This window comes from Arthrobacter sp. KNU40, assembly GCF_051515115.1.
Lineage (GTDB): Bacteria > Actinomycetota > Actinomycetes > Actinomycetales > Micrococcaceae > Arthrobacter.
In genome coordinates this window covers 2374180-2399758 of record NZ_CP195850.1, presented here as the reverse complement: position 1 = coordinate 2399758, position 25579 = coordinate 2374180, and the positions used below count along the sequence as shown (strand labels likewise).

At 63.1% G+C, this 25579-nt stretch carries 23 protein-coding genes; 18 read left to right on the top strand and 5 right to left on the bottom strand.

The window, feature by feature from the left end; translation table 11 throughout:
* Positions 1 to 6 precede the first annotated feature (6 nt).
* A complete protein-coding gene (locus ACSKT0_RS11030; RefSeq protein WP_437773783.1) occupies positions 7 to 1284 on the bottom strand; it encodes an NAD(P)/FAD-dependent oxidoreductase in 1278 nt (425 codons plus the stop codon).
* A 223-nt stretch (positions 1285 to 1507) separates the two neighbouring features.
* Between ACSKT0_RS11030 and ACSKT0_RS11025 the strand changes: the two genes are divergently transcribed.
* From ACSKT0_RS11025 to ACSKT0_RS11000, 6 genes are all read left to right on the top strand, one after another.
* The gene (locus ACSKT0_RS11025; protein WP_437773782.1) at positions 1508 to 2440 is read left to right on the top strand and encodes an amino acid ABC transporter permease; all 933 of its coding nucleotides are present in this window, start codon (positions 1508 to 1510) and stop codon (positions 2438 to 2440) included.
* Positions 2437 to 3204, top strand: a complete 768-nt coding sequence (locus tag ACSKT0_RS11020; protein WP_437773781.1) for an amino acid ABC transporter ATP-binding protein — start codon at positions 2437 to 2439, stop codon at positions 3202 to 3204. The genes ACSKT0_RS11025 and ACSKT0_RS11020 overlap by 4 nt, the downstream gene beginning before the upstream one ends.
* A gap of 3 nt (positions 3205 to 3207) precedes the next feature.
* Positions 3208 to 4341 (top strand): FAD-dependent oxidoreductase, encoded by a 1134-nt coding sequence (locus ACSKT0_RS11015; RefSeq protein ID WP_437773780.1) that lies wholly within the window; start codon positions 3208 to 3210, stop codon positions 4339 to 4341.
* Between the two features lie 79 nt (positions 4342 to 4420).
* Complete coding sequence (locus ACSKT0_RS11010; protein ID WP_437773779.1) at positions 4421 to 5674, top strand: aspartate aminotransferase family protein; 1254 nt, start codon at positions 4421 to 4423, stop codon at positions 5672 to 5674.
* 27 nt (positions 5675 to 5701) lie between these two features.
* Entirely contained in the window at positions 5702 to 7156 is a 1455-nt protein-coding gene (locus ACSKT0_RS11005; RefSeq protein WP_437773778.1) for an NAD-dependent succinate-semialdehyde dehydrogenase, read from the top strand.
* Positions 7157 to 7195: 39 nt separating this feature from the next.
* The gene (locus ACSKT0_RS11000) at positions 7196 to 7888 is read left to right on the top strand and encodes a GntR family transcriptional regulator (RefSeq protein WP_437773777.1); all 693 of its coding nucleotides are present in this window, start codon (positions 7196 to 7198) and stop codon (positions 7886 to 7888) included.
* A 319-nt stretch (positions 7889 to 8207) separates the two neighbouring features.
* Here the strand turns inward: ACSKT0_RS11000 and ACSKT0_RS10995 are convergent, their stop codons facing one another.
* Complete coding sequence (locus ACSKT0_RS10995; RefSeq protein WP_437773776.1) at positions 8208 to 8498, bottom strand: MerR family transcriptional regulator; 291 nt, start codon at positions 8496 to 8498, stop codon at positions 8208 to 8210.
* 133 nt (positions 8499 to 8631) lie between these two features.
* On the opposite strand from ACSKT0_RS10995, the gene ACSKT0_RS10990 reads away from it, so the two are divergent.
* The 4 genes from ACSKT0_RS10990 to ACSKT0_RS10975 all read left to right on the top strand — a co-directional run bounded on the left by ACSKT0_RS10990 (position 8632) and on the right by ACSKT0_RS10975 (position 10454).
* Positions 8632 to 9057, top strand: a complete 426-nt coding sequence (locus tag ACSKT0_RS10990; RefSeq protein WP_437773681.1) for an Hsp20/alpha crystallin family protein — start codon at positions 8632 to 8634, stop codon at positions 9055 to 9057.
* A 213-nt stretch (positions 9058 to 9270) separates the two neighbouring features.
* A complete protein-coding gene (locus ACSKT0_RS10985) occupies positions 9271 to 9726 on the top strand; it encodes a J domain-containing protein (protein WP_437773680.1) in 456 nt (151 codons plus the stop codon).
* A gap of 34 nt (positions 9727 to 9760) precedes the next feature.
* Entirely contained in the window at positions 9761 to 10135 is a 375-nt protein-coding gene (locus tag ACSKT0_RS10980; RefSeq protein ID WP_437773775.1) for a hypothetical protein, read from the top strand.
* Between the two features lie 22 nt (positions 10136 to 10157).
* Entirely contained in the window at positions 10158 to 10454 is a 297-nt protein-coding gene (locus ACSKT0_RS10975; RefSeq protein WP_437773774.1) for a hypothetical protein, read from the top strand.
* A 536-nt stretch (positions 10455 to 10990) separates the two neighbouring features.
* Here the strand turns inward: ACSKT0_RS10975 and ACSKT0_RS10970 are convergent.
* Together ACSKT0_RS10970 and ACSKT0_RS10965 are read right to left on the bottom strand one after the other, a co-directional pair.
* Positions 10991 to 11422, bottom strand: a complete 432-nt coding sequence (locus tag ACSKT0_RS10970) for a hypothetical protein (protein ID WP_437773773.1) — start codon at positions 11420 to 11422, stop codon at positions 10991 to 10993.
* 200 nt (positions 11423 to 11622) lie between these two features.
* A complete protein-coding gene (locus ACSKT0_RS10965; protein WP_437773772.1) occupies positions 11623 to 12606 on the bottom strand; it encodes an aldo/keto reductase in 984 nt (327 codons plus the stop codon).
* 226 nt (positions 12607 to 12832) lie between these two features.
* Between ACSKT0_RS10965 and ACSKT0_RS10960 the strand changes: the two genes are divergently transcribed.
* Together ACSKT0_RS10960 and ACSKT0_RS10955 are read left to right on the top strand one after the other, a co-directional pair.
* The gene (locus ACSKT0_RS10960; protein WP_437773771.1) at positions 12833 to 13843 is read left to right on the top strand and encodes an aldo/keto reductase family protein; all 1011 of its coding nucleotides are present in this window, start codon (positions 12833 to 12835) and stop codon (positions 13841 to 13843) included.
* Positions 13844 to 13892: 49 nt separating this feature from the next.
* The gene (locus ACSKT0_RS10955) at positions 13893 to 14234 is read left to right on the top strand and encodes a hypothetical protein (RefSeq protein WP_437773770.1); all 342 of its coding nucleotides are present in this window, start codon (positions 13893 to 13895) and stop codon (positions 14232 to 14234) included.
* A gap of 39 nt (positions 14235 to 14273) precedes the next feature.
* Here the strand turns inward: ACSKT0_RS10955 and ACSKT0_RS10950 are convergent, their stop codons facing one another.
* A complete protein-coding gene (locus ACSKT0_RS10950; RefSeq protein ID WP_437774014.1) occupies positions 14274 to 15662 on the bottom strand; it encodes an HIRAN domain-containing protein in 1389 nt (462 codons plus the stop codon).
* A gap of 542 nt (positions 15663 to 16204) precedes the next feature.
* On the opposite strand from ACSKT0_RS10950, the gene ACSKT0_RS10945 reads away from it, so the two are divergent.
* From ACSKT0_RS10945 to ACSKT0_RS10920, 6 genes are all read left to right on the top strand, one after another.
* The gene (locus ACSKT0_RS10945; protein ID WP_437773769.1) at positions 16205 to 17014 is read left to right on the top strand and encodes an IclR family transcriptional regulator; all 810 of its coding nucleotides are present in this window, start codon (positions 16205 to 16207) and stop codon (positions 17012 to 17014) included.
* 1072 nt (positions 17015 to 18086) lie between these two features.
* Positions 18087 to 19784, top strand: a complete 1698-nt coding sequence (gene betA, locus ACSKT0_RS10940) for a choline dehydrogenase (protein ID WP_437773768.1) — start codon at positions 18087 to 18089, stop codon at positions 19782 to 19784.
* Positions 19781 to 21334: an aldehyde dehydrogenase family protein gene (locus tag ACSKT0_RS10935; protein WP_437773767.1), complete on the top strand. Its 1554-nt coding sequence runs from the start codon at positions 19781 to 19783 to the stop codon at positions 21332 to 21334. The genes betA and ACSKT0_RS10935 overlap by 4 nt, the downstream gene beginning before the upstream one ends.
* Entirely contained in the window at positions 21331 to 22365 is a 1035-nt protein-coding gene (locus ACSKT0_RS10930; RefSeq protein ID WP_437773766.1) for a quaternary amine ABC transporter ATP-binding protein, read from the top strand. Before ACSKT0_RS10935 ends, ACSKT0_RS10930 begins: the two co-directional genes overlap by 4 nt.
* Positions 22365 to 24398, top strand: coding sequence for an ABC transporter permease (locus tag ACSKT0_RS10925; protein ID WP_437773765.1), 2034 nt, complete (start codon positions 22365 to 22367; stop codon positions 24396 to 24398). The genes ACSKT0_RS10930 and ACSKT0_RS10925 overlap by 1 nt, the downstream gene beginning before the upstream one ends.
* 71 nt (positions 24399 to 24469) lie before the next feature.
* Complete coding sequence (locus ACSKT0_RS10920) at positions 24470 to 25447, top strand: ABC transporter substrate-binding protein (protein WP_437773764.1); 978 nt, start codon at positions 24470 to 24472, stop codon at positions 25445 to 25447.
* Positions 25448 to 25579 lie beyond the last annotated feature (132 nt).

Here is a 25579-nt window from a genome sequence, read left to right as displayed (position 1 = left end):
TCTTGCCTAGCTGAATCGGTCGATAATCTTCGCGGCTCCGCCAATGAAGGGCAGGAACCACGGCGGGCCGAAGTGGCCGGGCACGGGCGGGTTCTTAAGGTCTTCCCACACGTTCGCCTGCTTGTCACCGGCCATATAGTGGGCCATCTTCTTGCCCATGTGGGCGGCCATTTGCACGCCGTGGCCGCTGTAGCAGAGCGAGTAGAACAGGCCATCGTGCGCGCCGGCATGGACCATTTGGTCCATGGAGAGGTCCACCAAGCCGCCCCAGGTGTAGTCCACCTTCACGTTGGCAAGATACGGGAAGAGCTCAGTCATCGCCTTGTGCAGGATCTCGCCGCTCTTGACGTCTGAATCCGGGCTGGACAGCGCAAATCGGGCACGGCCACCGAACAGCAGCCTGTTGTCCGGGGTGATCCGGAAGTAGTACGTCAGCATCTTGCTGTCCGAGGCTTGGCGCCTGTGCGGAAGGATGCGGTTCACGACGTCCTCCGGCAAGGGTTCGGTGACAATGATGAAGCTGCCTACCGGGATCACGCGGCGTTGGAGCCATGGTGTGACATTGCCTGTGTATCCGCTTGTGGCGATCAGAACCTGCTTGGCGCGTGTAATGCCACGGGTGGTGTGTACGTCATGGACCGTGCCGGAGACTTTCTTCAGCTCGGTGACGCCGGCGTTCTCACAAATGTCAGCCCCGGCAGCAGCGGCTGCACCGGCCAATCCGTGAACGAACTTGCCCACGTGGAGGCCGGCCCCCAGCGGATCAAGCATGGCGCCGTGATAGAAATCTGTACCGATTTCGCTGTAGATCTCGGCCTCGGGAATGACTTTCACGTGGTAGTCGGCAAGTTTTGCCAATTGCTCCTGGGACTTCAGCATCCCCTCGTAGTGCGATTTGTGGAAGGCCAGTGAAAGTTTGCCAAAGCGCTTGTAGTCGCAGTCGATGCCGTTGTCCTGGACGAGCTTCTCGATGCTGTCGATCGCGTCGTTGTACTCACGGAACATCTCAACAGCACGGGTACTGCCGTACCGCTTCACCGCGGTATTGAAGCTGATGGCCAAGCCGGTCGTTGCCATGCCGCCGTTACGTCCGGAGGCGCCCCAGCCAACAGTGTGGCGCTCGAAGACAGCGACGCTTGCGCCTTGCTGGGCAAACTCAAGGGCTGCGGATAGTCCGGTAAATCCGGCGCCGATGATCGCGACGTCGACGTTCTCCGGCACCGGAGTGCGCCTGTAGTCTCCGGACGGTTCGGCAGTATCCAGCCAATACGGGGTGAGTTTCACGGTTGACCTTTCAGCTCAGGATCGGTTTACAGACCCAGGTGCTTGTTGAGCTCGTCGAGGGAGTTAACGGTCGGCCTCAAGAAGGGCTCGGCGTTGACCCCCGCTCTTCAGGCTGCCGTCCAGTCGGTCCTGAACAGCCCGGAGTACAAGAAGTCGCTCTCGAACTGGGGCCTCGAATCGGGTGCCATCACGGATGCCAAGCTCAACTAGGAGGGGTGCTTCCATGGTGCAGACCATCAGTCGCGGAAGCGGTCACAAGACAGAGGGGACCGACCCGGCCCTCAAGCCCAGGCTGCGCCGACGGAGCGTCTTCGAATACGTGGCCTGGGTGGTGTGCAGCCTGATTGGCCTGGGCATCCTCGTTTCCGTGTCAACCAACCCCAACTTCAAGTGGGACGTCGTCGCCAAGTACTTCACCTATCAGACGATCATCAATGGGCTGATGCTGACGATCTTCCTCACGGTCGCCAGTATGCTCCTGGGCACCATTCTGGGTCTGGCGCTGGCGATCATGAGGTCCTCACGGATCAAACCGATCGCGACCACGGCTGGCGTCTACATCACCCTTTTCCGGGGTACACCGGTCCTGGTCCAGCTGATCTTCTGGTTCAACATTGCCGCCCTCTACCCGAACCTGACCATCGGGATTCCTTTCACCAACATCAGCACTGCGGTCGACATCAACGCCCTGATGGCACCGATCACGGCAGCCCTGATTGGCCTGAGCCTCAATCAAGCCGCGTACATGGCAGAAATCATTCGCGGCGGCTTCTCGGCTGTCGGGAAGGGCCAGATTGAAGCTGCCGACTCATTGGGAATGAGCGGCGCCACGAAAATGCGCAAGGTCATCATTCCCCAGGCCATGCCATCGATCATCCCTGCCACCGGCAACCAATTCATCGGCATGTTCAAGGAAACCTCACTGGTCAGCGTGCTGGGTGTCGCAGAGCTTCTGCAGAGCGCCCAACTCATCTACGCCCGCACTTACGAGACCATCCCGCTGCTGATCGTTGCCAGCCTGTGGTATCTCGTGATGACCCTTCTTCTGAGCTACCCGCAATCCCTGCTCGAGAAAAAATACTCCCGAACATCTTCCAGACTTCCCAGGAAGGCAAAGAAGATCGTGCTCACAGAACCGGAAGGTGTTGCCCGATGACTACCGACGGCACCATTCACGCCCGTAGGATCAAAAAATCGTTCGGCTACAAGACAGTCCTGCAGGACATCGACCTGGACATCGCCTGCGGTGAGGTCTGTTGCATCATCGGACCGTCCGGCTCCGGCAAATCAACGCTCCTTCGCTGCATCAACGGGCTCGAGACTGTCGACTCAGGAGTCCTGAAGGTCAACGGTGAAGACTTCGGCTACTACGAGACCGACACTGCCTACCACGCCCTCAGTCCGAAAAAGCTCGCCGAGCAGCGCACCAGGGTGGGCATGGTTTTCCAACAGTTCAACCTCTTCCCCAACATGACGGCACGGGAGAATGTCATGGCCGGCCCCGTACTGGTCAAACACGGTGACAAGAAGCAGGCTGCCCAACGGGCCAATGATCTGCTGTCCAGCGTCGGCCTCGGCGCTTTCGGCGACCACTACCCGGCCCAGCTTTCCGGCGGACAGCAGCAGCGCGTCGCCATCGCGCGTTCCCTGGCGATGGATCCGGAGATCATGCTCTTCGACGAACCCACCAGCGCCTTGGACCCCGAGAAAGTCGGCGAAGTCCTTATGGTCATGCAGGACCTCGCCAAAAAAGGCATGACCATGGTCGTCGTCACCCATGAAATGGGCTTCGCCCGCGAAGTCGCCGACTCGCTGATCTTCATGGATGAAGGCTTCGTCGTCGAACGCGGCGATGCCCGGGAGGTCCTTGCCAACCCCAAAGAACCCCGGACCCAAGCCTTCCTGAAGCAGGTGCTCTGAACCATGGACGGAAAACTGGCCGTTATCGGCCTGGGCAGCATCGGAAGCATGGCTCTGTGGCAGGCATCCCGTTTGACCGATTCCGTCGTCGGATTCGAGGCGCAGTCACCGGGTCACGCCCGGAGCGCCGCTGGCGGCGACACCCGCCTGTTCCGCATGATCTACCGCGGCAACCCCAGCTATTACCCCATCCTGCAGCGTTCCCGCAGCCTCTGGGCCGAACTCGAGGAAGAATCAGGCCGGGACATTTTGACGCGCTGCGGCGGGCTATCGATCGGGACGGTCGATGGCCCCTACATCGCCGCCCTGCTCGAAACGACTCGAATAAACGGGGCTGAGCATGAGATCCTGAGCCGCGACGCCATGGCGGAACGGTATCCGCAGCACAACCTTCGGCCTGATGACTGCGCCTTGCTCGATCCGCAGGCCGGCGCCCTGCGCACTGACCGTGCAGTAACGGCGGCAGTTGCCGCCGCACAGGCAAACGGGGCCACAGCGATCACCGGTACGACGATCGACAGTATCCGGGAAACTGACGACGGCGTGGTCGTCACCTCGGACAACACGTCCTGGACCTTCGAAAACGTGATCGTCTCGTCCGGCGGCTGGTCCCAAAAGCTCATGCCCGACTATCTGAAAGCGGCAACTGGGACGCGGCGGATCTTCCTGTCCTGGTTCGTGGCCAGAGACGCGACGGAATTCTCACCTGAGAGATTCCCCGTCTTCATCAGGATTTCCGGAGACCGCTCCATGTACGGCGCACCGAGCGTTGACGGAGTGACGGTAAAAGCCACCCTGGATGGTCGCGGCGCGCCAACGCCTGCGGCTGACTCAGTGCCAAGGGATCTCACCGCAGCGGAAATCGCCGAAACCACCGAGACGGTAATTGAGTTCCTGCCCGGCCTGTTCCCCAACATCGTTCGCTCGGACGCGTTCCCGGATCTCTACACCACGGACTCCCAGCCTTTGCTGGGTTTCCTCCACAATTCCAGCAGGATCTACGCCGCCACTGGTTTCTCCGGTGCCGGGTTCAAAATGGCTTCCGGATACGGAGAGATCGCAGCCAGCGAAGCCCTTGGCAAGCGCTGGTTTGACGGCCTCGACTTCGTTCGGCCGCAGAGGTTCGAGAAGATCTAGCGCCTTCCTGTGGGTTCCCTGGGTGAACTCAAGATCGCGTATTGTTGACAATCTACAGTTACTAAGAAAGTATGAAGCCATGGCAGCACTTAGCCCCATCCTGAAGCAGGCGACCCCTGTCGTCGTCGATTACGCGTCCGGGAGCTGGATCCACGCGACCGACGGCAAGAAGTACCTCGATTTCACCACCGGGATTGGTGTCACCAGCACTGGCCATTGCCACCCGGATGTGGTGGCTGCAGCCCGCGAGCAGGTGGGCAAAATTGTCCACGCCCAGTACACGACCGTGATGCACAAGCCCTTGCTGGAGCTCACGGAGCTGCTTGGCACCGTATTGCCTGAGGGATTGGACAGTGTCTTCTACGCGACGTCCGGATCTGAAGCCGTGGAAGCATCAATCCGCTTGGCCCGCATGGCAACCGGCCGCCCCAACATCATCTCCTTCCAGGGAGGCTTTCATGGGCGGACGGTGGCAGCAGCGTCCTTGACCACCGCCGGAACCAAGTTCCGCTCAGGATTCTCTCCTTTGATGGGCGGGGTGCACATAGCTCCCTTCCCGCACTGGTACCGCTACGGATGGGACGAAGCCACGGCTGTCGAGTTTGCCTTGAAGGAACTGGACCACCTCCTTCTGACCGTCAGCACCCCGGCTGATACGGCAGGCTTCATCATCGAACCTGTCCTCGGTGACGGCGGATACATCCCGACGCCGGTCGCCTTCCTCCAAGGACTTCGGGAACGGGCGGACCGGCACGGGATCGTGCTCATCCTCGATGAGGTCCAGGCAGGCGTCGGCCGGACGGGCAAGTTCTGGGGGCACGACTGGGCCGGGATATGCCCCGACGTGGTCATCACTGCAAAGGGCCTCGCAAGCGGCTTCCCGATTTCGGCAATTGCCGCGTCGGCGGATTTGATGGCCAAGGCGTGGCCAGGCTCCCAAGGCGGTACCTATGGAGGAAACGCGGTTGCGGCGGCAGCCGGCGTCGCCACCTTGGGCGTCATTCGGCGGGAAAACCTCGTGGAAAATGCCTTGCTCCGCGGCGATGAGCTGCGGGCAGGGTTGGACACACTGCAGGCGGAATTCACGGGAATCGGAAACGTGCGCGGACGGGGCCTCATGCAGGGCGTCGAATTCACCGCCGAAGGCAACGTTCCAGATGCGGCAGCTGCACTCGCGGTCCAGCAGGCCGCCATCAAGGAAGAGCTCCTGCTCCTCACCTGCGGCCCGCATGGCAACGTCATCCGTCTCATCCCCGCCCTTAACGTCAGCAGCGATGAAATCCAGACGGGTCTGTCCAAATTCACGCAGGCGCTCAAGTCGGCCGCTTCCTAGTCCCCCCTGATCACTGAAAGAGCGAACATGAACCTCTCCTTCGATCCCACCACTCTCCAGACACTCTTGTTCATTGACGGAACGTGGCAAAGCGCTGCTGGCGGAGCCACCTTCCCGGTAGAGAACCCGGCCACGAACGAAGTCATTGCCCACGTTGCCGACGGCGGTCCCGAAGACGCCGCCTTGGCCATCGAGGCCGCAGGTCGCGCACAGGCACAGTGGAGCAAATCCACGCCACGCCAACGGGCCGACATCCTGCGGCGTGCCTTCGATCTTGTCATTGCCAACACCGACCGGCTCGCGTCGATCATGACCGCCGAAATGGGAAAACCCCTCGCCGAAGCGAAGGGCGAAGTAGCCTATGGCGCCGAGTTCCTTCGCTGGTTCTCGGAAGAAGCCGTGAGGATCGGCGGTGACAGCACCACCTCCGTGGACGGACATACGCGCATCCTCATCACCAAGGAACCCGTCGGGCCCTCGATATTGGTCACGCCTTGGAACTTTCCGCTCGCCATGGGAGCGCGCAAGATCGCCCCCGCAGTTGCCGCGGGGTGCACCATGGTGTTCAAGCCGGCCGAGCTGACGCCGTTGACCTCCCTGGCCCTGGTGGAGATCTTCCGCGAAGCCGGACTTCCTGACGGCGTGCTGAACGTCGTGACGACGTCGAGCGCTTCCGCCGTCGTACGAACGTGGACGGACAGCGGAATCGCCCGCAAGATCAGCTTCACCGGTTCCACCGAGGTGGGCAAAATCCTCCTGAGGCAGGCCGCGGACAACGTCATGCGCTCCTCCATGGAGCTCGGCGGGAACGCACCGTTCATTGTGCTCGCCGATGCCGACATCGAGAAGGCGGTGGATGGAGCCATGAAGGCAAAGATGCGGAACATGGGCGAAGCCTGCACGGCCGCAAACCGCTTCTTCGTCCACCGCTCCGTTGCAGAGGAGTTTGGCGAGAAGTTCTCCAAAAAGATGTCAGAATTGCAGGTGGGCAACGGCGCTTTGGCAGGAACAGAAGTCGGCCCGCTCATCGAACAGTCAGGGTTGGACAAGGTGGAGTCACTCGTTGCCGACGCTGTGTCCAAGGGTGCCCGGGTGCTTACTGGCGGAAGCCGCCCGGAGGGTCCCGGCTACTTCTACTCCCCCACTGTCCTGACGGATGTGGCGCTGGAATCCGACCTGATGACCACGGAGATATTCGGCCCGGTTGCAGCCATTACGCCCTTCGACAGTGAGGACGAAGTACTGCGCATGGCCAACGACACCGCATGGGGCCTGGTGGGCTACGTGTTCACTGAAAGCATGGACAAGGCCATGCGGTTCTCAGCGGAACTGGAGGTCGGAATGGTCGGCCTCAACACCGGCATCGTGTCCAATCCCGCCGCTCCTTTCGGAGGCGTCAAACAGTCAGGCCTGGGACGCGAAGGCGGAAAGATCGGGATCGAAGAATTCCTGGAATACAAGTACACCGCGATAGCGGTCTAGTAGATTCAACTTGCTGAAGTATGAAATGAGGGGATGTCAATGGCGGCACCGGAGCGAATGTTCGTATTGGAGGGCCGGCCCACGGCGCAGCTGATCGCTGACCAACTCCGAGAGCTCATCGTCCAAGGGGCTTTCAGCCCCGGTCAGCAGGTGAACGAATCTGCCTTGGCGAGCCAGCTCAACACCTCAAGGGGGCCCCTCAGGGAAGCTCTGCAGCGCTTATGCCAGGAAGGCATCCTGGTGAGCAAGCGTAACCGCGGCGTTTTTGTGTTGGAGCTTTCAAACGAAGACATCAAAGAGATCTACGCCGTACGCGAGGCAGTGGAACTGGCCGCCGCCAACACTCTCCTCCATTCCGGTCCGGACCAGGTCACGGACACCTGTCGAGAGCTCAAGGGGATCATCAAGAACATGGCGAAGCAGGTTGCGGCGTCGGACTGGCAGGCGATCGCCAGGCTCGACATGCAATTCCACACCGCTTTCGTTTCCGGCACTGGAAACACGCGATTGATCCGGATTTACGAGACCCTCGCCGCGGAGTCCCGCATGTGTATCCTCAGCCTGGAAGTCGCGTATCCCCGCATAGATGTGCTGGTGCAGGAGCACCAAGACATCCTGGACCTTCTTGAGAGGCGCGACCAGAGCGGACTTCAGCAAGCCATAAAACGGCACATGCAGAAAGCCGTCGAGGACCTCACTTCGACACGGCAGCCAAGTGGTGTCACCGCGTAAATGTTGTTAGCTCCATAAAAACTACGGGCCCGGTTCAAGTGAACTGGACCCGTAGTTTTTCTCTTCAATGTTCCAGATATTGCGTGTCCTCAGCGTGACGACAACCCCGCTTTGGCCCCGGACGCCTCTCGGTGGGCCGGGAGAGTGCCGCTTGGTGTGACGCTCGGGACCCTGCAAGCCACCAGCCTCAAACTCCCCTCTGCCTCAGCTGGACGCTTTCGCGCTGCCCTGATCCGGCACTGAATCCCCATGCCCACAGACAGCGACGACGCCGTCCTCAGGATCGATTTAATCGAGACGGCCCAGCTCGCGGAGGTCCTCAAGCGCCGTTCGCGGACTTGAGTTCCGCCTCGAGGCGCCGGTTGTCGGCCTCCAGGACCAGGACCATCCGGATGCCGGCCAGGTTCAAGCCCGATTCCAGAAGCTCCCCGATCCGCCGCAAGGTCACAAGGTCGTTCTCGCTGTACTGGCGGGTCCCGCCCAGGGTCCTGCCCGGTTCCAGCAGGCCCTTGCGTTCGTAGAGGCGCAGGTTCTGCTGACCCGTTCCCACCAGTGCGGCCGCAACGGAAATCGCATACACGCCCCTCCCCCGGTCCCCGGCCTGCCCCATCGGGCACCTCCAAAATCCTTCGAAAATCAGGCTTGCCCTGACCCATATGCAGTGCTATAAGAAATATATACCAGCCACCATAGATCAGCTGGGTTGACAACAAAAAACTGCGATCTGCAAGGAGTGACACACCATGCTGATGCGAACGGACCCCTTCCGTGAACTCGACCGGCTCGCCGAACAGGTACTCGGCACCACAGCCCGGCCGGCGGCCATGCCCATGGACGCCTGGCGGGAAGGCGAGGACTTCGTGGTCGCCTTCGATCTGCCCGGAGTCAACGTGGACTCGGTGGACATCGACGTCGAACGCAACGTCCTGACCGTCAAGGCCGAACGCCCGGACCCCGTCGGCGAGGACACGGAACTGATCGCCTCCGAACGGCCCCGCGGCATCTTCAGCCGCCAGCTCATCCTCGGCGACGCGCTGGACACCGAAGGCGTCAAAGCAAACTACGACGCCGGCGTCCTGACCCTGCGCATCCCGGTCGCGGAAAAAGCAAAACCGCGCCGCATCGAAATCGAAACCACCGGAAAACAGCGCCAGGAAATCAACGCCTGACCGCCGGCGCACCCTCCCGGACCGGGAGCACCACAGCGGCCCACCATGCAAAGAGGGCGGTCGGGTTCACAGACCACGCCACAGCGCAGCCAGCGCACGGATGGATGAGGCCCCGAGGATGACTCCCGCAACGATGGTCCCCGGCCGAACAGGCCGGGGACCATCCCCGCCCACGGAAACACCCCGCATCCAAAACACACACCACCGCCAACCATGAGGAACAACGGCCCCGACCTTTACGAGACCCTGCAGATCGCCCCCACCGCCACGGCACGCGAGGTGACCCGCGCCTACCGCACGCTCATCCGCAGCCGGCACCCCGACACCCGGGCGGCCCGCGAACACCCCACCGGCCCCGGCCCGACGGAACCGGAGACGAAGACCCAAAAAGAGCTGCAGGAGCTCCGGGACATCATGGCCGCCTACGCCATCCTCGGCAACCCGGAAAAGCGGGGCGCCTACGACCGGGAGCACCCGCGTCCAGCCGCGAACGCCACGCCGCAACGCCCCGGCCCCGTTCGGATCCCAAGGCAGTTGCCTCCCGCCACGGCGCTGCTGATCGGACCGGTCATCTGGGAGCCGCCCGCCCGACGGTCCCCGGGAACGCCGCTCCGGCAACCGTCATATCCGCCAACCCGCTACACGCTCATCCTGCAGATCAGGCGCTGAGAGCCGGAAAACCACACCAGCCCAAGGAGCCCCCATGAGTGCCTGGCGACCCTACGACAACCAACTGATGCCCGCGTTCTACGAACGCTTCGAAAAACGGTGGGGCAAAGGAACAGCCCCGTTCCTGGACCCCGAAACCCACGAACAACCCACCCCCCGGGCCCAATGGATCAACCCGGACACCGGCGCCGCAGTCGCGGTCGTCCCCATCTGGACCGAAGACCCCCAGCACCGCTCCTTCGCCGTGTTCTACCTACCCCCGGCCGGCGACATCTGGATCCTGCGGCCCGGCTACACAAACTACCTCGAAACCGACCCCAAAAACCCCGGGCAAGCCACCCTCCGCAACGACGCCTTCCGAAAAGCCGTCGCACACGCCAAGGAATTCATCTACGGAACCCAACCCTGAAAACCGTTCCCCGGAGCACACCATGACCCCTCCACAGATCAGCCAGTTCCTCCAGGAATGCATTGTTCACGATGACCCAAGCGACTCGGGGATCAACGCCGACGCGCTCTACGGGCTCTACGTCAGCTCGTGCTCCCTGAACCGCAAAATCCCCCTCCCCGACCACGCCTTCCGCACCGCCCTGCGCCTCGCCGGCCTTGTTAAGGGAAAAAACCGGAAGGGCAAAAAGAGAGTCTTCCAAGGCCTGCGCATGACCGGACCAGCCGCAGTGGACTACATCCTCAACAGCAGCGCCCAAACCCCGGCGGACCCCAGGTAGAGCAGGTGATGGACCGGGGCCAAGGTAACGCGCCAATGCCCGGTGTCACCCTGTGCCGGGCACTGGCGCAGCTACCGCCGAGAGCATGTTCCAGGGAAACGCCCTCGCCCCGATCGTAGGCCGCGGAACCGGCCCGGCACTTGAGTGCCGGCTACCTGTTTTGGCAGCCCTTGTGGCAGTGACGTGTCCGAGGCGACCTGGGGGCTGTCGCAGGAACCCCTGGCCCGGGCGTGCATTGACGCCCCCACATCGAAGACTCAGGGCGGACCGCAATAAGCACATCTACCAAGCAGACATAAGTGTGGACGCTGTCCAACCCCCTTTGGCAGGACAAGCGGACAGGCACAACTCCCCGCTACGACCGGGAGTAGCTTTCCAGGCAACTTCCGCGCCAAGGTCAGCCAATGTACGGCTCAGTCCAGCGGCATGGGTGTGCATCATTGTGCACACCCGTTCTTGCGCCACGGCCTCGATTCTCCGCTACGCGCCATGCCGAGAATTTAGCACAAGCGAACCCTAAGCAAGCGGTATTGCTCTTAGGGGGCCAGTTCGCCCGCCCGAGTCCAGCCGAGGGCCTCGTACCGGTCCGCTGCCCCGGCGTCCACGGGCGCGTAGACAACATCCGCGCCCTCGACGAAGGCTTCCTCCGCCAGGTGGGCCAGGACCACGGCCTCGTGATCGAGCGCCACAGCGTCGCCGTCCACTGCGCGCACAGGGCCCACCACAGCGAATCCATCGCCGAACGCCACCCGGCCCCGCGCCAGTGGGCGGTCAAAGCGGGTCAGCTCCACGACGTCGTAATCCTCCAAGGGCGCCTCGAGCACTCCGAACTCGGACTCCAGCGGCGGCGCACTGTTGACCTCGCCCGGCGGGGCGGTCATCAGGACGCCGACGGGAAGTGTTTCCTCGCCATCGTTGAGCCGCGCCCACAGGGGCCGCCAGTCGTGTGTGGTATCCGGTGCGCTCATTCACCAACCCTATCGTCGTGCCTGACTACCGGTAACTTGCGGAATAGCGGTTGATCTCCGCGGCCAGACGGGAATCCGAGGAGGATTCCCCAGCGAACCGCCGGGGCCTGGCATTCCGGCGCAGGACCGTTGAACGATCAGCCGGCGGGCACGGCTGCGGCCCTTCGGGCGTGGACCGAAAGGACGTGACCTTCCGGGGTTTACCAGCGTGAATGGATCATCTCGCGGAAGTACGTGTCGTAGATTTCCCTGACGCTGTTCTCGAAGTCCGGGCCTAGGTGGTCCAGTATTTGGCTGGAGGCGGCGTTGGCGCGGGCTTGTTCAGGGTTTCGGGCCCCTGGTATGACGGTGCTGACCCCGTCTTGTGCCGCGATCCAGGCGATGGCCGCTTGGGCTGTGGTTGCTCCGGACGGGACAAGCTTTTTGAAATGTTCCACCGCTTTGAGGCCCTGTTCAAAGTCAACTCCGGAGAAGGTCTCCCCGACGTCGAAAGCCGCACCGTTCCGGTTATATTTCCTGTGGTCATTTTCGGCAAAGACTGTGTCCTTGGAGTACTTTCCCGAGAGCAGGCCTGAGGCCAGAGGAACCCTGGCGATGATGCCGACTCCGGCGTTCTTCGCCGCGGGCAGGACCTTGTCCAGGGGTTTGAGTCTGAAGGCGTTCAGCATGATCTGGACGGTGGCCGTGCCGTGCTTGATGGCCTCGAGTGCTTCCTCGGTCCGCTCGACGCTGACGCCGTAGTCCTTGATTGCGCCTTCATTGACGAGCGTCTCCAGCGCATCGTAGATTTCCGGGCGGCTGTAAACCGGGGTCGGCGGGCAATGCAGCTGCACCAGGTCGAGGCACTCCGTCCGGAGGTTCCGCCTGGAACGGTCAACCCACTGCCGGAAGTTGGCCAGTGTGTAGTTCTCAGGTTTCTGTTCCAGGCGCCGCCCGATTTTGGTGGCTACCGTGATGTCCAGTCCGGGGTTGGCAGCGAGGTACTTCCCGATGGTTTGCTCGCTCCGCCCGTCGCCGTAGACATCGGCGGTATCAAAGAAGGTCACCCCGGAATCCACGGCGGCTTCCAGGATGTCGTTGGCTTCCTTCGGATCCACGTTGCCCCAGTCTGCACCGAGCTGCCATGTGCCCAGCCCCACAACGGAGACGGACCGCCCTGTCTTGCCCAATACTCGCTGCTTCATCCTTCGGCTATAACCACGGCACAACGGCCCCGTCCCCAGGGAAGGGGGCCAGCTGATCCTAGGACCCGAAGGGCCAGCCACGCCGGGACAAAAGATGCTGTCGGACGCGTAGTCTCGAAAAACGGCTACCGGCATAGGGTCCGCTCATGGAACGACGTGGTCAGGGCCCGGGGTGCCGCCACACGGCCGGCTACTTCACGGACAAGAGAAAGCGCGTCAGAAAACAATGGAATTCAGGTACCTTGGCAACTCCGGCTTCAAGATTTCGGAAATCACGTTCGGCAACTGGCTGACCCACGGCTCCCAGGTCGAGAACGACACCGCCACCGCATGCGTCCGAGCAGCGCTCGACGCCGGAATCAGCACCTTCGACACGGCCGATGTCTATGCCAACACCGCGGCCGAGACCGTCCTCGGCAACGCCCTGAAGGGCGAACGTCGGGAGTCGCTGGAGATCTTCACGAAGGTATTCGGTCCCACCGGGCCCAAGGGCCACAATGATCTCGGGCTCTCCCGCAAGCACATCACGGAATCCATCAACGGCTCCCTCAGGCGCCTGCAGACCGACTACGTGGACCTCTACCAGGCCCACCGCTACGATTTCGAGACCCCGCTGGAAGAAACCATGCAGGCCTTCGCGGACATCGTTCGGCAAGGCAAAGCCCTATACATCGGCGTGAGCGAATGGACAGCGGAGCAGATCCGTGACGGCCACGCACTGGCCAAAGATCTGGGGTTCCAGCTGATATCCAACCAGCCGCAGTATTCCATGTTGTGGAGGGTCATCGAGGCCGAAGTGGTGCCGGCGTCGGAAGAACTCGGACTCTCCCAGATCGTGTGGTCCCCCATGGCCCAGGGCGTCCTGAGCGGCAAGTACCAGCCCGGGAAACCTGCTCCCGAGGGCAGCCGCGCGACCGACACAAAGGGCGGAGCGCAGATGATCAAGCGTTGGATGGCCAACGAGGTCCTGACCGGCGTCCAGAAGCTCAAACCGATCGCGGAAGAAGCCGGACTGACCATGGCCCAGCTCAGCATCGCCTGGGTCCTGCAGAACCAGAACGTGGCCTCGGCCATCACAGGCGCGTCCCGGCCCGAGCAGGTCGCGGCCAACGTGGCCGCATCCGGAGTGAAACTGGATCAGGAGATCATGGACAAAATCGACACCGCAATCGGCGCCCTCGCCGAACGCGACCCCGCCCGGACCAAAGATTCCTCACCCGCCACCCGGGAAGCATAAGCACCAAACGGCAGAGGACGGCCGGACGCCCACCTTTCAGCAGGGGACCTTGGGCCACGAACGGGCCGAACCCGGCAAGGCCATGGCCGTCCTCCACACCCTCGGGCTGTCGCTGACCGCCTCCGATCCTATGCCCCGGGGCAGCGACTACGATCCGGCATGGCGGGACTACGCCGAAACCTTCACCCCGCTGATCGGCTCGCGGGACTTCGAGTTCGCCATCAAGATGCTCGCCGACTACGCCGCCGCGTCCCTCAAGGCCGGGAGGCCGCTGCTCCAGCGCAGCCCCCGGCTCAAGGACCCGCACTCATCGTCGTCGACGACGCCCTCGACGCAGGCACCACCCTCAAGCCGGAATCCGGCGAATAGTCTTCACAAGACAGGCGCATGACCTTCGATCTCTTGTCCTAGTATCCGCCCGGTGCATCTCCTATGTGGCGTAAGCGGGTGGGACGTCATATCCCGTGGCCCACGGGACGAGCTTCGGGGCGGGGTGCGGCCCCTCGGATAACCAATCGTTGCTGATCTCGGTGGCCTTCGCCGCGTGCAGCACAAGCTGCGCAGCAAGGGCAGAGCCCGTGATTTTGGCGTAAGCGAGAGCGGTTTCCCCGACCGTCTCGGTGTGCTCGAGAAGCGGCAACAAATGCGAGGAGGTGACGTTGCTGAGCTCACCGACCCGTTCGCCGTCGAGCCGGACTTCGATAAATGGACGCTCGGTACCGTTCCTGAGAGTGCGGATAACCTCGTGGAGGCTGACCAGCAGGAGGCCGACCCCTTCCGGTGGCACGTGGTTGCACAGGATATCGAAATGGTCCTCTTCCTTGAGGACTTGGATCGCCGATCCCCACGGCACAAGAGTGGTGACGCCCGCCGGGGCCTCGTTCAGCGGCGCGATCAGCTCCGGCTCCGGCAACGCCACGGTGACCCGGGCCTGGAGCCGGTCGCCGCCGTCGTACGCCCAGATGCGGGCCGTCGCGGCCGCAGCGAGCCCGCTGGCAATAATTCTCCTGATCGGTTGCGCGTAGCGGATCGCGTCTTCACGGCTGAGATATCCCAGGACCTGATTCCGCCAACGAACGCTGACGGCATTCTGGTCAAACGGGTTATCCGGCTCGGCCACGAGTTCAACCCGAACGCCTTCAGCTTCACCATCGCGAGCTACGGCCATGGGCCCCTTACTGGCGCGGAGCGAAGCCTTGATAGCCGTGCTGTACGCGTGCTCGCCCACGACGTCGACGTTCGGCCATTCCGAACGGCCGAGCGAGACCCGGTACAACCCCTGGCCTGAAATAACGGGCCGCGTGACTGGCGAAATCGGTGCCTGCCCCTCAACAGCAGCCGGTTGTGGCGCGGCGTGATTCGCCGGCGCCTCGATCCGCGCATCGGGAACCGCGATTCCCTGCACGGTGCCGACCGGACTCCCCGACCAGGTCGCGTCCTCCCACGCCTGCCGGCCACGGCGCCGCTTCCGCAACAGGAACATCAGCCCGACGATCCCCGCAGCCAGCAGGAACCCCGCGGGCGAGGACACCGTCACCATCACCACCAGCAACCCGAGCAAAGTCCACTGGGCCACAGTCCCGGCCTTCTCCAGCCCCGGCACTCCGCGGCCGCCGGAGGTCAGCTTGACCGGGCTCTGACCGACATATTCCAGGACCTTGGCGGCTTGTCCCAAGGTCAGGTGCATCAGGCTCGGGCGCTTGCCCGTTGCCCGTGCCACGGCCGCGCGAACGAAGTTACGCTGGAACTTCGATGCCGGAGCCGTCTCATCTGCAGCGAGGAGTTCCCGCCATGCCTCGTCGCTGATGATCTGATGCACGACCTGACGGCGGGCCGGTTGAGATGGCCGAGCGGCGTCCTTCCGTGTTGACCGGCGGTTCGAGCTGGTGGTCACATACGAGACTCCCGTTCCAGGGACCCTCACCGTACTCGTGGTGCGGCCTGTCGTGGACTTCGTCACCCGGAACGGACCGCCCCCAATGCTCGCACTCACTCCGCGCTTGGACGCCGTGATCCTCACAGGCCCGAAGCTCTTCGACTTGCGGTAACGAAAACCCAACTCGCACCCCCAAAATAGGCAAACACGAGGAAGCACCTGTCCCCGTACCGGAGATTCTAGGCCTCAGGGAGTCGCGAATGGGTTTGCGTCCCGTGAGCGTGCCCGTCACAAGCCGAATCCCGTACGCCACAACACTCCGACTACGGGACAGTTCTCCCTCATTGCCGGGACGCTTACGACGAAAGACTCCCGGTGGTATCTTTTAGAACTACAACTGGTATATGAGTCTCAACCTCCCTAACCTGATAAGCATCCGACTCCGATGAAACTGGAGACCACTCAACTACTCGAGAGAGTGCAGCATGCCTTCGAACAATGATGCTGAACCTGCTGTTGAAACAGGCGGAGTTCAGCAAGGGGGCGTCCAGTCCGTCGACCGCGCCCTTGCGGTCTTGGAAATCCTCGCAAGGGACGGCCATGCCGGCGTGAGCGAAATAGCGGAGGAGATGAACCTCCACAAATCGACGATCTTCCGTCTGCTGGCGTCGCTCGCGAGCAGGGATATGGTCCAGCAGAACAGCGGACGGGGCAAGTACCAGCTGGGCTTCGGAATATTACGGATCGCAAGTACCATCCCCGGAAGGCTGAGCCTGGTCTATGAAGCCCGTCCGGTATTGGAAAGCCTGGCCGAGAAATACGAGGAGACGGTGAACCTTGCCGTGCTCCGTTCCAACTTTGCGGTCAACGTCGACCAGGCCATGGGCCCTTCAATGCTTGCCACCTACGACTGGGTGGGCAGCCTGACCCCTCTGCATGCCACCTCTAGCGGAAAGGTACTGCTCGCAACTCTTCCAGCCGACGAACGGGGCAGGATCCTAGAGGAAACAGGGCTGCCTCCTAGGGCGCCGCGGACGATCACCAGCCGCGAAGAACTGGAAAACCAGCTTCTCGACGTCTCACGCAACGGATACGCAGTGACGAGGGATGAAATCGAGATCGGATTGAACGCCGCAGCGGCGCCGGTCTACAACCACACGGGAACTGTGGTTGGTGCAGTAAGCATTTCCGGACCAGCCTTCCGCTTCGACCCGGAAACGACGCCGGGACTTCTGGAAGCACTGAGGGAGGCGGGGCTGCGGATAAGTGCCAAATTGGGCTACACCCTTCGGTAGCAAGCGCATTAGGTGAACAATTCCAGCGGGCTAGCCGCTTATGCCTCATTGAGCGGGTCCCTTCACAGGCTGGCACCGCAACGCCTGAGCCGCCGCTTGACCGTGTAGGGCACAGCACAGGTGGACCACTAGAACGACGTCGGCCCCGCACATAGCCTCCGCCAACGAAGCGGAGCCCCTCACTCACGTCCCCGCCGCGTAATAGGACTCGATGGTAGCGTCACAAATCAGCCCGGCCACGTAAATTCCATGTAAAGCGGCCGGAGTCGCCGCCATCTCTTCACCGAAGTGGAGCCATGGCGGGTCAGCCGCCCTGCAACTCCGAGGGCTGGCGGCGGCACCCTCGAGGCCGATCGAGCCGGCCTCCGCCATGATCGATCTAGCCTGCCCTGTCCGCGCGGACCCAAGATTCTGCGCGGATTTCAAAGTCCGCAGGGTAGGAACATTCACCACGCGGCCCGTCTTGGGGCCGCTGCACCTCCTGCCAATCAGGCAGGTGCCTCCTAAAGATGCAACAAGGAGTTGCGCATCACGAGATGCGAATTCTGCATCCGAGAGGGGCGACGCACACGCACTGCGACAGTGCCGTCACAGGGGCCGCTTCAGCGCGTACAGAAACCTTGACAATGATCGTGGCGTAGATCACTCTGTTGCGTATGGTGATTCATGTTGATGATGCCACAACGGACAGGACGGGCAGAGCCCGTTAGGCGGGAGGAAGGTTTATCAGCGGATCCCGTGCCCGCTGACAGTACCGGCCCCGGAAACGACCCCTTGCTCAACACATCACCAACGGTCAATATCTTCCACAAACGACGGTGAGCAGATCGCTGTCGACGACACCCTGGCGTCAGCATCATCGTCTAGCACCACCAGGCAGTACTCCACTCCAAGCTAAGAGGCGGAACTCTTGAGGCTACAACTGAGCAACAAGCTGCACGAACGGACACGCTCCGCTGTCCCCCTACGGTCAGTCATGGACAGTGTCCGGGCATTGGGGAGACGCGGTTCGTCCTCACCGTTGCCGGCCCTTCGAAATGACTCCCAGACCACGCCCAAGGAGATCTACCCCATGACGAACGAGAGCTACGACTACGTGATCGTCGGCGGTGGAAGCGCCGGATCGGTGCTGGCGGACAGGCTCAGCGCCGACGGAACGCGCACCGTTCTGGTCCTTGAAGCGGGCCGCAGCGACTACCCGTGGGACCTTTTCATCCAGATGCCGGCGGCCCTCACCTTCCCCAGCGGCAACCGGTTCTACGACTGGCAATACCAGTCCGACCCAGAACCGCGGATGCACGGCCGCAGGATCGCGCACGCCCGCGGCAAGGTGCTGGGCGGCTCCAGCTCCATCAACGGAATGATTTTCCAGCGCGGCAACCCTTTGGACTACGAACGCTGGGGAGCCGACGCCGGGATGGAAACCTGGGACTTCGCGCACTGCCTGCCCTACTTCAAGCGCATGGAAACCGCGCTCGCCGCGGATCCAGACGATGACCTGCGCGGCCACGACGGACCCCTCGTGCTGGAGCGCGGGCCAGCCCGCAATCCACTGTTCCAGGCCTTCTTCCGCGCTGCCGCGGAAGCGGGACACAAGCGCACCGATGATGTCAACGGGTACCGGCAGGAGGGCTTCGGCCCATTCGACCGGAACGTGCACAAGGGCCAGCGGCTCTCGGCCTCACGTGCCTACCTGCGCCCCAACAAGGGTAGGAAAAACCTATCGATCCGCACCAGGGCGCTGGCGGCAAAGGTCAATTTCGATGGCACCACGGCCACAGGAGTCACGTACCGCCGGAACGGCCGGCTGCACACGGTCAACGCCAAGGAAGTGGTGCTCTGCGGCGGTGCGATCAATACCCCTCAGCTGCTGCAACTTTCCGGAGTGGGAGATTCCGCGCATTTGAAGTCTCTGGGCATCACGCCGGTTGTCGACCTGCCGGGAGTTGGCGAAAACCTACAGGACCATCTGGAAGTGTACGTCCAGCACTCCTGCACCCGGCCAGTATCCATGCAGCCGAACCTGAGCCTCTGGCGCTACCCGCTTATCGGACTCCAGTGGCTGTTCGGGCGCAAGGGCCCCGCGGCCACCAACCACTTCGAAGGGGGCGGGTTCGTCCGCTCCAACGAGGACGTCGCCTACCCCAACCTGATGTTCCACTTCCTGCCGGTTGCCGTTCGCTACGACGGCCAGAAGGCCGACGCCAAGCACGGATACCAGGTCCACGTGGGCCCCATGTACTCCGACGCCAGAGGGAGCCTGAAGATCACCTCCACGGACCCCGCCGAGCACCCGTCCATGCAGTTCAACTACCTGTCCACGGACCAGGACCGGCGCGAATGGGTGGAAGCCATCCGGGTCACCCGCGACATCCTCGCCCAGCCGGCTCTCGCCCCCTACAGCGGCGGCGAGCTCTCCCCCGGACCGTCCGTTCAGACGGACGAGGAGATTCTCGACTGGGTGGCCAGGGATGCCGAAACGGCGCTCCACCCCTCCTGCACGGCCAAGATCGGCCCGGCCACGGACCCCCTGGCCGTGGTGGATCCGCTCACCATGAAAGTTCATGGCACCTCGGGGCTCCGCGTGGCAGATGCCTCCGCCATGCCTTATGTGACCAACGGCAACATCTACGCCCCGGTAATGATGCTCGCCGAAAAGGCCGCGGACCTCATCCTGGGACGCGCGCCGCTGGCACCCGAGCATAAGGACTTTTACCGGCACGGCTCCGCTGCCACAACCGAAGCCGCCCCGGGCCAGGGCCGCGCATGAGCGCCGTCGGGGTTGCCGGGATCAACAGCCGGACCGTGCCGGATCAGGAAGCGGCACCCGCACGGGGCCTGTTCCTCGACGGCCAGTGGCGCGAATCAAAAGCCGGGAAAACGCGGCTCATCACATGCCCGGCGGACGCCAAAAACGTCGCCGAGGTTGCCGAATGCACGGCCGCCGATGCCGAGGCCGCGGTTGCCAGCGCCCGCAGGGCGTTCGACGGCGGCGCGTGGCCCGGCACCAGCGAGAGAGAACGTGGCCAGGTCCTGCTTCGCACTGCCGAACTGCTGGAACGCGACAAAGCACTCTATTCCCGGGCCGAAGCCCTCGACACGGGCAAACGCTACGTCGAAGCGGAATACGACATCGACGATATCGCCGCCTGCTTCCGGTACTACGGTGGGATCGCCGGGACGGACGCCGGCCGCGTGATCGACACCGGCAACCCCGGAACCATCAGCCGCGTGGTGCACGCCCCGGTAGGGGTCTGCGGGCTCATCACGCCATGGAACTACCCCCTCCTGCAAGCCTCCTGGAAGGTGGCCCCGGCTCTGCTGGCCGGCAACACCTTCGTCCTGAAGCCCAGCGAACTGACTCCCTCCACCGCCATCCTCCTGATGGATACCCTTCGTGAGGCCGGATTGCCGGGCGGGGTCGCCAACCTCGTCACCGGCACCGGTCCCGACGTCGGCGCAGTCCTGAGCGAAAGCCCCGACGTCGACCTGATCTCGTTCACCGGCGGCCTGGCCACCGGGATCGGCATCATGAAGGCCGCAGCGAGCACGGTGAAACGGGTCGCATTGGAACTGGGCGGGAAGAATCCGAACATCGTCTTCGCCGACGCCGACCGCGAGTCCGCCTTGGACAACGCCCTCACCGCGGTGTTCCTGCATTCGGGCCAAGTGTGCTCGGCCGGAACCAGACTCATCGTCGAAGAGTCGATCCACGACGATTTCGTGGCGGACCTGGTGCGGCGTGCGCAGGCCATCCGGCTTGGCGGCCCCTTCGACGAGTTCGCCGAGACCGGACCGCTGATTTCGGCCGCGCACCGGGAGAAGGTCCATGCCTACGTGCAAGCCGGCATCGACGAAGGTGCCACCGTTCTGTGCGGCGGCTATATCCCCTCCTCCGGCGCGCTCGCGCTCGGCAGCTACTACCCACCCACCATTCTGGGCAGCTGCAACACCTCGATGAACGTCGTCCAGGAAGAATCGTTCGGACCAGTTCTGACCGTGGAGACCTTCAGCACGGAGGCCGAAGCCATCAGTTTTGCCAACGACACCCCCTACGGACTGGCCGGAGCCGTCTGGACTCAGGACGGGTCCCGCGCGCAGCGCGTGGCCGGGGCCCTCCGGCACGGCACAGTGTGGATCAACGATTACCACCCGTACGTACCCCAGGCAGAGTGGGGTGGCTTCGGCAAGTCCGGAAACGGCCGCGAACTGGGGCTCCAAGGTCTCGCGGAGTACCGGGAAACCAAGCACATCTGGCAAAACATCAACCCCAGGCCCAGCCACTGGTTCAAGCCTCCTCAGGCAGGAGTACAGCAATGAACAGTCCCGATATCTCAGTGCGCAACCTTTGGAAGGTCTTCGGACCGGGAGGCGACAAGATTCCCGGCAATCCTGAACTCTCGGCCCTCAAGTCCGCGGAACTGCTTGAGCGCACCGGCTGTGTGACCGCCGTTCGCAACCTGAGTTTCGACGTCGCCAAGGGCGAAGTCTTCGTGGTCATGGGACTCTCCGGATCCGGTAAATCCACCCTGATCCGCTGCCTAACCCGGCTGATCGAGCCCACCTCCGGGCAAGTCCTGGTGGACGGCAAGGACGTCCTGCAGGCAGGAATTGCCGAGCTCCGCGAACTGCGCCGGCGCAAGATGTCCATGGTGTTCCAGCATTTCGGCCTGCTCCCCCACCGCACCGTGCTGGACAACGTCTCCTACGGACTGCAGATCCGCGGGGCTGCCAAAACCGAACGCTATGCCAGGGCCCGTGAAATCATCGAACTCGTTGGCCTCAAAGGCTACGAACAGCACTACCCGGACCAGCTGTCCGGAGGAATGCAGCAGCGCGTCGGCCTGGGACGGGCCCTGGCCGGAGATCCGGACACCATCCTCTTCGATGAGCCCTTCTCCGCGCTGGATCCGCTCATCCGCCGGGACATGCAGGCGGAAGTCACCCGGCTCCATAAAGAAATGGGCAAGACCATGGTGTTCGTGACCCACGATCTCTCCGAGGCACTCAAGCTCGGCGACCGCATCCTGATCATGCGCAACGGCGAAACGGTCCAGTGCGGCACGGGAGACGAACTAGTGGGGTCACCGGCGGACAAGTACATTGAGGACTTCGTGTCCGAAGTCCCCCGCGCGGACGTCCTGACCCTGAAGTGGATCACCCGGCCCGTGGCAGACGGAACCCCGGGCGATGCTCCCGTCCTCAGCGCCGGAACGATCATCCGGGACGCCATCGCGGCGGTCATGGACTCCTCCTGCCCCGTCCTGGTTGAAGATGGCGGCAAGATCACAGGGCAGATCGACCGCGACAGCATTCTTTCGGTCCTGCAGCCCACGGAAGCGGCGGCCTGATGTCGACCCTCGTCCGGGATCGGGCCACGGCCCAGCCCACGCCGTCCCCCGCCCGCGAACCCCGCCGCAGGCCCAGCCGGCGCACCCTCCTGCTGGGGGGCGCCGCCGTCGTCTGGATCCTGGGATTCCTCGTCCTGCAGGGAACAGCCACCCTGACCCTGCCCGCCTCAGAGCTGACGGACCTGCACCGGTCCCTGAACCAGTTCAACGCCTGGGTGGCAGCAAACCGGGGCGACAACCCCGTCTTCCTCTACGTTTTCACGCCCCTGCGTGCCGCCGTCGACGCCGTCGCCAGCCTGTTCGTTACCCTCTTCGCCGCAAGTTCCACTGGCCTTCGCTTGCCGGAGATCGGTTGGCTCGGAACCGTGGGCCTACTAGGCTGGATTGCGTTCGCGTTCGGCAACGCCCGGGTCGCACTGCTCACCGTAGCCGTCTTTATGTTCTTCGGCTTCCAGGGCCTGTTCCTCGAGGCAACGTACACGTTCGCCCTTGTGGTCACCGCCGTCCTGCTGACCCTGCTCGTCGGAATCCCCCTCGGCGTCCTGGCCGGCATCTACGGCCGGGTTGCAAAGGTGATCACGCCGGTGCTGGACTTCATGCAGACGCTGCCCACGTTCGTGTACCTGGCCCCGCTTGCCCTGATCTTCCTCATTGGCCCGGCATCGGCTGTCATCGCCACTGTCATCTACGCGGCACCCCCCGTGATCCGCCTGACGGCGCACGGGATCCGGGGCATCCCTGAGAACACCCGCGAAGCCTCCGATTCGCTCGGCACGACAGGCCTGCAGCGGCTCCTCACCCTGCAGCTGCCCATGGCCCGGCGCACCATCGTCATGGGAATCAACCAGAGCACCATGGCGGCTCTGTCCATGGTCACCATCGCCGCTCTCATCGCAGCTCCCGGGCTTGGCCAGGTGGTTGTCCGGGCGCTGCAATCGCTGGACGTCGGCACGGCTGTGAACGCCGGGCTCTCCATCGTCCTGCTTGCGATAGTGCTGGATCGGGTGACCACCGCCGCGAGCCGCCGGGCGGAGCCTGGGGCGGCCCGCAACCGCAGGATCCCCCGCAGAACCAGGTACATCCTCCTTGGCATCACCCTGGTGCTTACCCTGACGATGGTGCAGTTGTCCCGGACCCAGCTGTGGGCCGCAGCATTCCCGGCAGAGCTCAACGTCGGCCCGGCGATCGTCCATGCCGTCGGCACGGCCAGCCAGTGGATGCAGTCCAACCTGTCCCTGTTCACAGTGTCATTCCGGGAAACCGTCACCCTCGGAATTCTCAACCCGTTCCAGTCGCTGCTCACTGACACTCCCTTCTACATACTCGTCGCCGTCATAGCCATCGCCGCCTACGCCCTCGGCGGCTGGAAGCTCGCGGCCCTGACCACGGCCTGCCTGGGCGTCATCATTTACCTCGGCCTCTGGAGCGACTCGATGGTCACCCTGGCAGGAACCCTGGTGGCCACCGCGGTTGTCATGGTCCTGGGCATCGTCTTCGGCGTGGCCATGGGCCGGTCCAACAGAGTGGACCAGATTATGCGGCCCATGCTTGACGCAGGACAGACCATGCCTGCTTTCGTCTATCTGGTTCCGTTCCTTGGGCTCTTCGGCGCCACCCGCTTCACCGCCATCATCGCCGGCATCATCTACGCCGCCCCCGTGGCCATCAAGATCACCGCCGACGGAATCGCAGCGATCTCCCCCACCGTAGTTGAGGCCGCCGTCGCCAGCGGCTCCACACCCTGGCAGGTCATCACCAAGGTCCAGCTGCCAATGGCCAGGCAGACCCTCGCCCTCGCAGCCAACCAAGGCCTGATCTATGTCCTCGCCATGGTTGTGGTCGGTGCGCTCGTGGGCGCAGGTGGCCTCGGGTATGACGTCGTCGCCGGCTTCGTCCAAAGTTCCCTTTTCGGCAAGGGCCTCGCCGCAGGCGTTGCCATCGTCTTCCTCGGCATCCTGCTGGACAGGATGACCCAGGCGGCCGCAGCCACCCCGGCGCGGAAAATCCCCTCGCCCAAAACCTCGACAACTTAACCGCATAACCGTCCTGCGCCCCCGCACGGCAAGCAGGATCCGCGCATTTCCCCCAATAAGGAGAACCAACCATGAAAAAAGCTGGACTGCTGTTGAAACGAACTGTCCCGGTCGTGGCTGGAGCTGCAGCCGCAGCCCTGCTGCTCGCAGGCTGCGGCGGTGCCTCCGTGAACCAGGCCGCTCCTGCCTCCGGGGCCGCCGCGGCCGCCTGCGGAAGTGTCAACGTCGCGATGAACGCCTGGGTGGGGTACACGGCCGATGCCGCCGTGTACAGCTATGTCGCGAAGAACAAACTCGGCTGCACTGTGGTGCAGAAGGACCTGAACGAGCAGATTTCCTGGCAGGGCTTTGCCTCCGGCGAGGTCGACGTCGTCATGGAAAACTGGGGCCACGACGATCTGGCCAAGCAATACATCACCGATCAGAAAGTCGCCGTCGACGCCGGGCCCACCGGCAACATCGGCCACATCGGCTGGTACGTGGCGCCTTGGATGGCAGAAAAGTACCCGGACATCACGGACGGGAAGAACCTGAACAAGTACGCCTCGATGCTCGCTACCTCTGAATCCGGAGGCAAAGGCCAGGTGCTCGACGGCGATCCCGCCTTCGTCACCAACGACGAGGCCCTCGTAAAGAACCTCAACCTGGACTACAAGGTAGTGTTCTCCGGCTCGGAGGCCGCCCTGATCCAGTCGTTCCGGACTGCGGAGCAAAACAAGACACCGATCCTGGGCTACTTCTACGAACCGCAATGGTTCCTGTCCCAGGTCCCGCTCAAGAAGGTCAATCTGCCTGCGTGGACGAAGGGATGCGACGCTAACGCAGAAAAAGTCGCCTGTGACTACCCCACGTACACACTGAACAAGGTTATTTCGAAGAAGTTCGCGGACAGCGGCTCGCCCGCAGCCAAGCTCGCGAAAGCCTTCAAATGGACCAACGAAGACCAGAACGCCGTCGCCACCGACATCCAGGGCGGAATGACGCCCGAGGCAGCGGCCAAGAAATGGGTGGACGCCCACCAAGATGCAGTGAACGCCTGGCTCAGCTAGGCCAGACCGTCGTAGGTATGCGACGGCAAATCTTCCCGGTTCTGTCGCACATATTTCAGGTACCGGTCCAGTAAACCCACCCGCCCACGGGTCACCCGTGGGCGGGTGGGCGAACCCGCTACCTCATTACCA